General features: G+C 71.4%; 5 protein-coding genes and 3 pseudogenes. 5 read left to right on the top strand and 3 right to left on the bottom strand.

All coding sequences use genetic code 11. The features are described 5' to 3' along the window. Nucleotides 1-26 precede the first annotated feature (26 nt). Both GLX30_RS13800 and GLX30_RS35215 read right to left on the bottom strand, forming a co-directional pair. A pseudogene (locus GLX30_RS13800) lies at nt 27-886 on the bottom strand (helix-turn-helix domain-containing protein). A 198-nt stretch (nt 887-1,084) separates the two neighbouring features. Next, nucleotides 1,085-1,279, bottom strand: a pseudogene (locus tag GLX30_RS35215) (ATP-binding protein); the annotation flags it as partial. 158 nt (nt 1,280-1,437) lie between these two features. Between GLX30_RS35215 and GLX30_RS13790 the strand changes: the two are divergent. The 5 genes and pseudogenes from GLX30_RS13790 to GLX30_RS13770 all read left to right on the top strand — a co-directional run bounded on the left by GLX30_RS13790 (nt 1,438) and on the right by GLX30_RS13770 (nt 10,263). Next, on the top strand, nt 1,438-3,456 hold the full coding sequence (locus GLX30_RS13790) for a thioredoxin domain-containing protein (RefSeq protein ID WP_159688041.1): 2,019 nt from the start codon (nt 1,438-1,440) through the stop codon (nt 3,454-3,456). Nucleotides 3,457-3,623: 167 nt separating this feature from the next. Continuing rightward, complete coding sequence (locus GLX30_RS13785) at nt 3,624-4,895, top strand: glycosyltransferase (protein ID WP_159688039.1); 1,272 nt, start codon at nt 3,624-3,626, stop codon at nt 4,893-4,895. Between the two features lie 89 nt (nt 4,896-4,984). Further along, entirely contained in the window at nt 4,985-6,568 is a 1,584-nt protein-coding gene (locus tag GLX30_RS13780; protein WP_244258450.1) for a phospholipid carrier-dependent glycosyltransferase, read from the top strand. Further along, nucleotides 6,565-7,769 (top strand): annotated as a pseudogene (locus GLX30_RS13775) (glycosyltransferase family 2 protein). Before GLX30_RS13780 ends, GLX30_RS13775 begins: the two are co-directional and overlap by 4 nt. Before the next feature lie 115 nt (nt 7,770-7,884). Beyond that, the gene (locus GLX30_RS13770; protein WP_159695024.1) at nt 7,885-10,263 is read left to right on the top strand and encodes a galactose oxidase-like domain-containing protein; all 2,379 of its coding nucleotides are present in this window, start codon (nt 7,885-7,887) and stop codon (nt 10,261-10,263) included. A 196-nt stretch (nt 10,264-10,459) separates the two neighbouring features. Here GLX30_RS13770 and GLX30_RS13765 read toward each other — a convergent pair whose 3' ends face one another. Beyond that, entirely contained in the window at nt 10,460-12,214 is a 1,755-nt protein-coding gene (locus GLX30_RS13765) for an NlpC/P60 family protein (protein ID WP_159688034.1), read from the bottom strand. Between the last annotated feature and the right edge of the window lie 23 nt (nt 12,215-12,237).

The raw sequence follows: 12,237 nt of genomic DNA, 5'->3' as shown, positions 1-12,237 counted from the left end.
GGGCAGGGGCGACACGGGTGGCCCCTTCACGCCGCCGCACCGATCGTGTGGGGCGCGGGCTCGCAGGCGCGGCAACGGCCGGGTCCGGGCGCGCGGAAGGCGCGGTCGCAGTCGTCGCAGTTCTGGAGAGGGTCGGGGCGGGGCGCGGCCGGTGCCGCCGCCGGGAGCGGTGGTGGGAGGAGGGTCGTGAGGCGGTGGGCGAGCAGGCCCGCCGGGCGGACGATCGGCCCGTCCGGAAGAGCGGCGGTGAGCGTGCGGTGGACGGCCCGGGGGTCGATGCCGCGATCCAGCCAGCTGTCCACCGCCGACGCGAGGCGGTGGATTTCCGGTACGGAGAGCAGCAGGCGGGGATCAGCCCTGCGAGCAGGCGGTGGGCCGCCGGGCTCACCGGTTCGGGCACCGGCGGCGTCGGCAAGGGCGCAGGTGGGGCAGATGCCCGGGCGGCAGCCGGCGCCGGCTCCGGGGCCGCTGCCGGGGGCGGCTCCGGCTCCGGTCGGCCGGGCGCGTCGTCGGCCGGCACTCGGTCCCGCATCGCCGGCGGGTTGTTGTACGAGACGGTGACGGTCACCAGCGCGCCGGAGGGGAGCCGGACGCGGATCCGGGCGATGTAACCCTCCGCCTCCAGCTCGTTGAAGGCGTCGCCGATGCGCTTCTCGCTCTCGGGGAAGCGCTGCGCGAGGGCACGGATGGAGATGACCGTCCCGGCCTTGAGGGACTGGACGTGGGTGGCCAGTCCGATGGCCGTGAGGGACAGGTTCTCGTGCTGCGCGAGGTGGTTCCCGACCACGGTGAAGCGCTCCGGATGGCGGACGTTGATGTGCCGGACACCGGAGGTGGGAACGAGGGACAGGGCGCGCGGGAGCGCGTTAAGCTGCGGATCAGCCATCGGGAAGGTGCCGTTCTTCCTGGGTGGTGAGGCCCTCGATCGGGATGCCCGTCCCGGCCGGGGGCCGCTGCGTCTGTGAGGTTGTGTGCCGAGCGTGCACCGCGAACGGGCATATGCGCCAGCCCGGTTGGCCTCAATCACCCGCGCGGGTGACATCGGGGGTCGGGGGTGGGTAGGGAGGGTTCTTTCCCCGGTTCTTTACTCCTTGACCTCGCAGGTCACCGGGTCGCGCTCCACCGCGACGCGACACCCCTGTTCCGGTTCTACCGGGGCGAGTTGGCCCAATTCAGCCCAGACCGTCTTGCGGGGCACGGGACCCTCCGTGACACCCCACCGGGCCGCCGGCGCCGCCACGAGCAGCAGTCCGCGCCCGGACTCCGCGTGCGGGGCGGGCGCGGCGGCGACGGGTCGCGTCGCGCGTACCGGCGAGCGCTGACCTTCCGGCCCGGACGGCGGGGACGGCACCGGCCCGGCCGCCCGCCGGGACGGCCGCCGCCACGCCCCCGCGGTGCCGCTCCGCGTCCCCGGCCGCCGTGCGCAAGGATGGAGGTATGGCGAACCGACTTGCGCAGGCCACGTCCCCCTATCTCCTCCAGCACGCCGACAATCCCGTCGACTGGTGGCAGTGGGAGCCCGCAGCCTTCGAAGAGGCACGGCGGCGCAACGTGCCCGTGTTCCTGAGCGTGGGATACAGCTCCTGCCACTGGTGCCATGTGCTCGCGCACGAGAGCTTCGAGGACGCGCAGACCGCCGCTTACATGAACGAGCACTTCGTCAACATCAAGGTCGACCGCGAGGAGCGGCCGGATGTCGACGCCGTGTACATGGAGGCCGTGCAGGCCGCGACCGGGCAGGGCGGCTGGCCGATGTCCGTGTGGATGACGGCCGACGGGGAGCCGTTCTACTTCGGGACCTACTTCCCGCCCGAGCCCCGCCACGGCATGCCGTCCTTCCGGCAGGTGCTGGAGGGCGTCAGCGACGCCTGGACCGGCCGCCGTGACGAGGTCGGCGAGGTCGCGCAGCGGATCGCCTCCGACCTGGCCGCGCGATCGCTGGTGGTCGGTGGCGACGGGGTGCCCGGCGAGGAGGAACTGGCACAGGCGCTGCTCGGACTGACCCGGGACTACGACGAGCGGCACGGCGGCTTCGGCGGCGCGCCGAAGTTCCCGCCGTCGATGGTGCTGGAGTTTCTGCTGCGGCACCATGCCCGCACGGGTGCGGAAGGGGCACTGGAGATGGCCGCCCACACCGGCGAGGCGATGGCCCGCGGCGGCATCTACGACCAGCTCGGCGGCGGCTTCGCGCGCTACTCGGTGGACCGGGAGTGGGTCGTGCCCCACTTCGAGAAGATGCTGTACGACAACGCCCTGCTGTGCCGGGCGTACGCCCACCTGTGGCGTGCCACCGGCAGTGATCTGGCCAAGCGGGTGGCGCTCGAGACCGCCGACTTCATGGTGCGTGAACTGCGCACCGCCGAGGGCGGGTTCGCCTCCGCGCTGGACGCGGACAGCGACACGTCGGACGGCGGTCACGCCGAGGGCGCGTTCTACGTGTGGATGCCCGCGCAGCTGCGCGAGGTGCTCGGCGACGAGGACGGGGCACGGGCGGCGGAGCTCTTCGCGGTGACCGAGGAAGGCACCTTCGAGGAGGGTGCGTCGGTGCTTCAGCTGCCCGTCGGCGAACCGGACGGGGACCTGCGCGCCCGGCTGCTCGCGGCCCGCGAGGAGCGTCCACGTCCCGGCCGCGACGACAAGATCGTGGCCGCCTGGAACGGTCTCGCCGTCGCCGCCCTCGCCGAGACCGGTGCGTATTTCGGCCGGCCGGACCTCGTCGAGCGGGCGACGGAGGCCGCCGACCTGCTGGTGAGGCTGCACATGGACTTCGAGGCCGGTGGTGTGCGCCTGCACCGGACGTCCAAGGACGGGCGGGCCGGGGACAACGCCGGAGTGCTGGAGGACTACGCGGACGTCGCCGAGGGCTTCCTCGCGCTGGCGGCGGTCGGCGGCGAAGGGGCGTGGCTGGAATTCGCCGGGTTCCTGCTGGACATGGTGATCGACAGGTTCCGGGGGGACGGCGGCCAGCTGTACGACACCGCCCACGACGCGGAGCCCCTGATCCGCCGCCCGCAGGACCCCACGGACAACGCCGCCCCCTCTGGCTGGTCGGCGGCGGCCGGCGCGCTGCTGACCTACGCCGCGCACACCGGCTCGGAGGCCCACCGCACCGCGGCGGAGGAGGCCCTGGGCGTCGTGAAGGCGCTCGGGCCGCGTGCCCCGCGGTTCGTCGGCTGGGGTCTCGCCGTCGCGGAGGCGCTGCGCGACGGGCCGCGCGAGGTGGCGGTCGTCGGCCCGCAGGGCGACGCAGCGACGCGGGAGCTGCATCTGACGGCACTGATGGGTACGGCGCCGGGTGCGGCGGTCGCGGTGGGGGAGCCCGGCAGCGACGAGTTCCCGTTGCTGCGGGACCGTCCTTTGGTGAACGGCAGTTCGGCCGCGTACGTCTGCCGCGGCTTCGTGTGCGATTCACCGACCACAAACGCAACAGAACTTGCCCGGAAACTCACCGACTGAGACGAGAACAGCTGAATTTAACCGTCCGGCTCCGGAACGAAATCCTCCGCCTCTATTGTCCTGAACGCAGATGCATGGGCGCGCGTACTGGGGAGTGACGCGCGTGGGGGAAGTACGTGCCGACGGCCAGGGGGTCCTGCCGCGGCGCAGTGGCAGGGGGGCCATTCATGCTCATATCGCTGTTCGTTGCTGCCATTTCGGTGGCGCTCTTCTGGATGGCGGCGTTCACGCTGTGGTGGCAGATGCACGCCTGGCGTACGCCGGAGACTCTCGCGGCGACACGGTTCGACCGGCCCGACGGAGGGGTCGGTCTCTCCTTCTCGCTGCTGCTGCCGGCCCGCCACGAGCAGGCGGTGCTCGAGCACACCATCGAGCGGCTGCTGGAGTCCAGCCACTCCAACTTCGAGATCATCGTGATCGTCGGCCACGACGACCCGGAGACCGCCGCTGTCGCCGAACGCGCCGCCGCCCGCGATCCGGTCCGGGTGCGGGTCATCACCGACACGCACGAGACCAAGAACAAACCGAAGGCGCTCAACACGGCACTGCCGCACTGCCGCGGCGACATCGTCGGGGTGTTCGACGCCGAGGACCAGGTCCACCCGGAGCTGCTGGCCCACGTCGACCACGCCTTCACATCCACCGGCGCCGACGTGGTGCAGGGCGGGGTGCAGCTGATCAACTTCCACTCCAGCTGGTACAGCCTGCGCAACTGCCTGGAGTACTTCTTCTGGTTCCGCAGCAGGCTCCACCTGCACGCGCAGAAGGGCTTCATCCCGCTCGGCGGCAACACCGTCTTCGTACGCACCCCGGTGCTGCGCGAGGCCGGCGGCTGGGACCCGAACTGCCTCGCGGAGGACTGCGACCTGGGCGTGCGGCTGTCGTCCGTCGGCAAGAAGGTCGTCGTCGCGTACGACAGCGACATGGTCACCCGGGAGGAGACCCCGGGCACCCTGATGAGCCTGCTCAAGCAGCGCACCCGCTGGAACCAGGGCTTCCTCCAGGTCTACCGGAAGAAGGACTGGAAGCAGCTGCCCGGCCGCGGGCAGCGCATGCTGGCCCGCTACACCCTGATGACGCCGTTCCTTCAGGCGTACTCGGGTGTGGTCATACCGATCAACGTCGCGATCGCGCTCTTCCTCGACGTCCCGGTGGGGGTCGCCATCGTGACCTTCCTGCCGCTGATCACGGCGATGGTCACCTTCGTCTTCGAGATCGTCGGACTGCACGACTTCGGCAAGCAGTACGGCCTGCGCGTCCGCGCGATCCACTACGTCAAGCTCGTCGTCGGCGGCCCCTTCTACCAGGTCCTGCTCGCCGGCGCCGCCGTGCGCGCGGTCTGGCGGGAGCAGCGCGGCCGTAACGAGTGGGAGCTCACCAGCCATGTCGGCGCGCACCTCACCGAGGTGTCCGGGACCAGAGAGGACGCCCGCCGGTGACCACCACACTGCCTCCGGCCCCTGAAGCCACAGAGCCGGTATCCGCCGCACCCGCGAAGGCGAAGGCCACCACCGTCGCCCCCGCGCACATCCGCCCGGTCGTACGGTTCCGCAGTTCGCGGCCCGACCTGCTGCTGTGCGGCGCGCTGCTGTGCGTGATCCTGCTCGTCCAGGGCTGGAACATCACCCAGTTCCCGACGCTCAGCGACGACGAGGGCACCTACCTCGCCCAGGCGTGGGCGGTCCAGCAGGGCGAGGGTCTCGCCCACTACACGTACTGGTACGACCATCCGCCGCTCGGCTGGATCCAGATAGCGTTCCTGACCTGGATACCCTCGCTGATCGCACCCGAGACGATGAGCGTCGCCTCCATGCGGTTCGCGATGCTGGCGGTCAGTGCGGCATGCGCGGTGCTGCTGTACGTGCTGGCGCGCCGGCTGTTCCTGCCGCGGTGGGCGGCCGGCCTGGCGATGGCCCTCTTCGGTCTCTCGCCGCTGTCGGTCGTGCTGCAGCGTGAGATCTTCCTCGACAACATCGCCGTGATGTGGATGCTGCTGGCGTTCTGCCTGGCCGCGTCGCCCAGCCGGCATCTGTGGCACCACTTCGCCGCGGGGCTCACCGCCGCCGTCTCCGTGCTGACGAAGGAGACCATGCTGGTCGTGCTGCCCGCACTACTGGTGACGATGTGGCGGCACAGCCACCGCGACACCCGTAAGTTCGCGGTGACCGGGGCGATCACGGCCTGCGCGCTGATCGGCCTGTCGTATCCGCTGTACGCGCTGCTCAACAGCGAGCTGTTCCCCGGCGCCGGCCATGTGTCGCTGATCGACGGCATCACCTACCAGATGAGCCGGCCCGGCTCCGGCTTCATCCTCGACGAGGGCACCGGCTCCCACGGGGTCCTCACCTCCTGGCTCTACTACGACACCGTGCTGCCGCTGGGTGGACTGACCGGTGCCGCGCTGCTGCTCGTCACGGTCCGCTGGTCGGTCACGGCACGGGCACTCGCCGGCCCGGCGCTGGTGGTGGCGATCCTCGCGGTCGTCGCCATGCGGCCCTCGGGCTATCTCCCTGCGATGTACGTGATCCAGGCGCTCCCCTTCCTCGCACTGGTCCTGGCGGCCGCGGCGGCCAGCGTGGCCCACGCCGTTCTGCGCCGCGGCAGTAGGGGCGCGGAGCCCGTCCGGCCGGGTCTGTCCACGGGACCCGCCCGGGCGCGCGCCGCACGCCTCACCGCGGCGACCCTGCTGGCCGTGGCGGCGGTCGGGTACGTCGCTCCCCGCTGGTACGACGGCAACCGGGCGGCGCTCACCGTCGACGCCAACGCCCCCTACCGCGCCGCGGCCGCCTGGATGCAGAACGAGGTCGACGACCCGGCCGGCACCCGCGTGCTCGTCGACGACGCCCTCTGGCTGGATCTCGTGCACGACGGTTTCGAGCCCGGCACCGGGGCGATCTGGTTCTACAAGGCGGACCTCGACCCGGCGGTGGCGAAGACGATGCCGCGCGGCTGGCGCGACCTCGACTACGTCGTGTCGTCACCGACCGTACGGCGTGACGCCGTCGACCTGCCCAACGTCAAGTCCGCGCTCGAACACTCGACGCCGGTCGCCGTCTTCGGCACGGGCGAGGACCGTATCGAGATCCGCAGGATCGCTGGAGGCGAGCTGTGACCACCCCCCGTACGGGCGCCGAGGAACTCGGCGATCCGGAGCTGAGTGCTACCCAGGTCGCCGAGCCCGGCGCCGTCACCATCGTCGTCCCCACCTACAACGAGTCCGGCAACATCCGTGAACTGCTGCGCAGACTCACCGACTCGGTGCCGTCCCGGCTGCCCTGCGAGGTGCTGTTCGTCGACGACTCGACCGACGACACCCCGGACGTGATCCGCAGCGCCGCGCAGGACTGCCCGTTCCCCGTCGACGTCCTGCACCGGGACACCCCGGACGGCGGGCTCGGCGGGGCCGTCGTCGAAGGCATGCGAAGAGCGGGGTCCGACTGGATCGTCGTCATGGACGCCGATCTCCAGCATCCCCCGCCCTGGTGCCGGACCTCGTCGCGGCGGGCGAGCGCGCGGGCGCGGACCTGGTCGTCGCCAGCCGCTACATCCGCGGCGGCAGCCGCGAGGGCCTCGCCGGCGGTTACCGTATCGCCGTCTCCCGCGGCGCGACCTGGCTGACCAAGGCGCTGTTCCCGCGGCGGCTGCGCGGGATCAGCGACCCTATGAGCGGGTTCTTCGCGATCCGGCGCAGTGTGGTGACGGCCGACGCGCTGAAGCCGCTCGGCTACAAGATCCTCCTGGAACTGGCGGTGCGCTGCCGCCCGGAGACGGTCGCCGAGGTGCCGTTCGTCTTCCAGGACCGGTTCGCCGGCGAGTCGAAGTCGACGGCGAAGGAGGGCATGCGGTTCCTCGGTCATCTCACCGGGCTGCGCACCGCGTCCGCGATGGCCAGGATGGTCGCGTTCGGTCTGATCGGGCTGACCGGCTTCGTGCCGAACCTCTTCGCACTGCATCTGCTGACCGGCGCCGGTATGCACTACCTGCCGGCCGAGATCGTGGCCAACCAGTTCGGTGTGGCCTGGAACTTCCTGCTCATCGAGGTGCTGCTGTTCCGGGACCGCAGACGCCACCGGCACTGGGCGGACCGGTCCGGCCGCTTCGCGCTGCTGGCCAACGCCGATCTGCTGCTGCGGATCCCGCTGATCGCGCTCTTCGTGTCCTGGCTGGACATGGCGGTGCTCCCGGCGACGGCGCTCGCGCTGCTGACCACGTTCGTCGTGCGCTTCGCCGCGACGGAGGCGCTGGTCTATCTGCCGCGCAGGAAGAGCGCCCCGCACGCTGCCCGGCAGGACATGCGGGTCAGCAGCTCCTGACCACCCACCGACATCCCTCGGAAGAGAGCCGCACGAAGGGAACCCGCTCATGCCGCCACCGCTCCGGATCCCCCGCCGACCCAGACGCAGGACCGCCCTGCTCGCCGTCGGCGCCATGACCACCGCGCTGCTGATGTCCGTCCCGCAGACGGCCCAGGCCGGTCCGCCCAACCTGATCTCCAACCCCGGCTTCGAGACGGCGGGCACGGGTGACATGCCCGCCTGCTGGTCCAAGTCCGGCTGGGGGGACAACGACTTCACGTTCGAGACGGTCGCCGACGCCCACTCCGGCACCAAGGCGATGAAGGTCTCGCTGACCCGCCGTGTCGACGGCGACCGCAAGGCCCTGATCACCGAGACGACGGCCTGCGCGCCGCAGGTGACGCCGGAGCGGCAGTACGACCTGTCGCTCTGGTACAGATCGAGCACGCCCGACGTGTCCGTCACGCTCTTCCGGCACGACACCACGGCCGGCTGGCAGTACTGGACGGACCTGAAGACCCTCGAGATGAGCGCCGGTTACCAGCGCGCCGAGGTACGCACCCCCGCCGTCCCGCCGGGCACCGACCGGATCGCATGGGGGGTGTCCGTCTACGGCACGGGGTCGGTCACCACCGACGACTACGTGATGGAGGAGGTGTCGGTCCCGGCTCCGGAACCGACCTGCACGGGCACGCCACAGGAGTGCCTCAAGGGCCGCTGGGACGTCCTCCCGGTGCAGAACCCGGTGCGCTCCATGCACTCGGTGGTCATGCACAACGGCAAGGTCCTCGTCATCGCCGGCTCGGGCAACGACCCGGCACTCTTCGAGGCGGGCACCTTCACCTCGGCCGTCTACGATCCGGCGACCGGCACCTTCAAGACGATTCCCACGCCGGTCGACATGTTCTGCGCGGGCCATGTGCAGCTCCAGGACGGCAAGATCCTGATCATGTCCGGCAACAAGGGCTATCCCTCCGCGGACGGCTCGATCGGCTACCAGGGCCTGAAGGACTCGTTCGTCTTCGACCCGGCGACCGAGACCTACACCCGCACGAACGACATGAACGGCGGCCACTGGTACCCGTCGGCGACCATCCTCGGCAACGGTGACGTCATCTCCTTCGGCGGTCTGAAGGAGGACTCGACCGGCAATGTGACCGCGGAGAAGTTCTCCGCCGCCCAGAACAAGTGGCTCCCGATGAACGAGGTCAACCAGACCTGGTCGTACTGGGGCCTGTACCCGTCGATGATCCTCATGCAGGACGGCCGCCTCTTCTACTCCGGCAGCCACACCTTCGGCAACGGCACCCCCGGCACCGGCGCCTCGATCTACGACTACGAGGCCAACACCATCACCGACGTCCCCGGCCTCCGGGCCAAGGACGAACGCGACGAGTCGGCGAGCGTGCTGCTGCCGCCCGCGCAGGACCAGCGGGTACTGACGATCGGCGGCGGCAACAACGAGACCAACCCGGTCGCCAACCGCTTCACCGACATCATCGACCTCAAGGAGCCGAACCCCGCGTACGTGCACGGCCCGCTGCTGCCGCAGGGCGAGGTCGACCAGGGCCTCGGCCGGCGCCCGCAGACGGGCGCGGAGGGCAAGATGTACGTCTCCGCGGTGCTGCTGCCCGACGGCAAGGTCTTCGAGACCGGCGGTGCCCTGCACGACCGGGCCGACCCGGTGTACGAGGCGTCGTTCTTCGACCCGGTGACCAACACCTACGAGGCGGGGCTCGCGGCCGACCCGATCCCGCGCGGCTACCACTCCTCCTCCTTCCTGCTGCCCGACGGCCGCGTCATGTCGGTCGGCGACAACCCCGGCAACGGCACCTACAACCACAACGTGTCGATCTACACGCCGCCGTACCTGCTCAAGGGGGCGCGGCCGCAGATCACTTCGGTGATCGACGGGCAGTGGACGTACGGCGACACGCAGCGGATCACCGTCGACCGGCCGATCGCGAAGGCGGAGCTGATCCGCCCGGCGGCGGTGACGCACTCGTCCGACCCGAACCAGCGGTTCGTGGACCTGCCGATGACGGTCGACGGCAACAACGTCGACCTGAACGTCACCAGCAACCCGAACCTGGCGCCGCCCGGCTGGTACATGCTCTTCGCCGTCGACGCGAACGGCGTGCCGTCGGTGGCCCGGTGGGTGCACCTCGGCGGCCCGCCCGCCATGGCGCGGGCGGCGGCCGACCACCCCTCCGCCCATGTCCACGACTTCGCGGACGATCTGTCGCGGGCGCCGAAGAAGCCGCTGAAGAAACGGAGTTCGGTGGCGGTGGACCCGCAGGTCGCGGGCTGCGACCGGCACTACGGCAACGCGGGCGTCTGCGTCCCGACCACCTTCCCGAAGACGGTGGCCCGCACGACGGCCGCCCGCTGCGCCTGGCTGGCCGCTCACGACTACGGCCGCCTGAAGGTCAACGGCGCGGACGACCCCCTGCGGCTCGACCCCGACAGGGACGGTGTGGCGTGCGGGAAGCGGGACGTGCGGAGGCGGTGAACGGCCGCCGGTGAGCCACGCGCGTCAGGGCCCTGCCCGCCGATCGGCGGGCAGGGCCCTGACCACTCAGGTGCCGTCACCGGTGCCGAGCGCCTGGAGGCCGACCGTGCCGCCCGGTGCCGTTGCCCGAGCACCCTCGGTCGGCCTGCGATCGGGCCGGCGCCGCCCCGGGGCCGGTGAGGGCGCCGACGCGGCGTCAGATGCGGTGCACGGTGTGCAGTGTCCTGGCGTACGTGCCCGTGCCGTCGAGCAGCGACGCGCCGCCCAGATCGGACATCGTCGGCCCGTCGACCGTCTTGCGGCTGGACAGGAAACGGCGCCGGCCGGCCTGGTCCGCGCCCAGGTAGATGCCCACGTGGTCGACCGTGGCCGTCACGGCGTCGTCGCCGGAGTCGGCGTTGAACAGGACCAGGTCACCGGGTTGCAACTGCGTCGCGGTGGGCGGCCGGGTGCCGTCGGTCCGGTCGATGCGGACGCCGGGCGCGTGGTCGGCCATGTCCCGGGACCTGCGCGGGAGCCGGGTGCCCGACGTGTCCTCGCCCGCGGCCAGCGGTATGCCCAGGTGGTAGCCGTAGACCATGCGCGTGTAGCCCGAGCAGTCGAGGTTGCCGACCTGCTTGCCGGACGGCCCCGTCCAGGTGCCGTCGGAGAAGGTCCAGCCGAGGTTCATATACTCGTGGAAGTCGGCGCCTTCGTAGCGGTCGCCCCGCGGGTCCAGGTAGCCGTACCCGGCCTCGCCCAGCACCTGCTTGTCCTTGGTCGGTCCCGCCCCGCTGGTGACGGCCGGGGCGCCGGCCAGGAACATGGCCGCGTAGGCGAGGACGTCCGGAGCGGTGGAACCGGCCCAGCCGCGTACGGTCTGCTCGAGCTCCGGTGTCCAGGTGCCGTCGAACGGCTGCGGCAACACCCGCACCCAGTCCCGGTGCGTGACGCTGGGCGGCGCCTCCCACGTGGCGGCGTCGACCTGGAACCGGCTGACGGTCAGCCTGACGGGCAGATTGGTGCAGCCGCTGTTGGCCAGAGCCCGCAGACCTACCCGCCCGGCGCCGAACGTGGAGTCGCTGACGTCGACGGCCCAGGCGGACGGCTCCGCGAGATCCGATCGCCATGCCTTGGCCCTGATGCGGCTGCCTTCACGGCGAACCCGGATCGTCCAGTCGGTCCCGGCGGGTACACCGGTGGCGAGCGTGAGGGCGGCGGCCAGCTGGGTGACGTTGTCGGCGACCTCCTTCTCGACGCGCAGTTCGACCGCACCCGAGGTGAGGAACGACAACCGGGCCCGGTAGTTGTCGTGGGTGCTCTGATAGCCGAAGGACAACGCGTACGAGCAGGCCTGACCGGTCGGCACCTTGTCGAACCGGGCCACGGAACGCACGTCGACATCGGTGATGCCGTCGTCGCGCACGCTGGCGTGGCGGCTCGCGTGGTCGGTGGTGAGGGTGATGACGCCGGCGCCGGGCGCGACCGAGTAGTCGCTCTCGTACGGCCCGAGCGTGGACCAGCTGCCGCCGCCGGGCGTGCTTCCCCAGTAGCGGCGCTCCGCCGCCGGCAGCGACGGGTCCGGCAGGGTGCGCCCGAAGTCGTCCGCGTACGGCTTCTTGTTCTCGGTGAACGTCCGTTCCGGGCCGGGCAGTACGACGGTCCGCGCGCCATGGGTCAGCAGCGCGACGCGTTCGCCGCCGGAGGTGACCTCGGTACGCGCCGGGGTTCCCGGCAGCACGGTGGCGGTGAGCGGAGTGTGCAGCGTCAGCCGGGTGAAGTACGAGGCGTCCAGCGGGGCCTGGGTCACGGACGATCGGGCGGTGCCGAGGCCGGCCGGGGCCGCGAGCGGCGCGGCGGCCCGGGCCGGCCCCGCGGCGCGGGCCGGGGCGGCGGTCAGAGCGCCGAGCGGGACGGCAGCGGCGGAGGCGGCGAAGACGGCGAGAAGTCCACGCCGTGAGGTGTTCGACATGCAGACATGATCGGGCAGCGGAT

The sequence above is a fragment of the Streptomyces sp. Tu 2975 genome (genome assembly GCF_009832925.1).
GTDB lineage: Bacteria > Actinomycetota > Actinomycetes > Streptomycetales > Streptomycetaceae > Streptomyces.
This window is presented reverse-complemented; position numbering and strand designations above follow the sequence as displayed.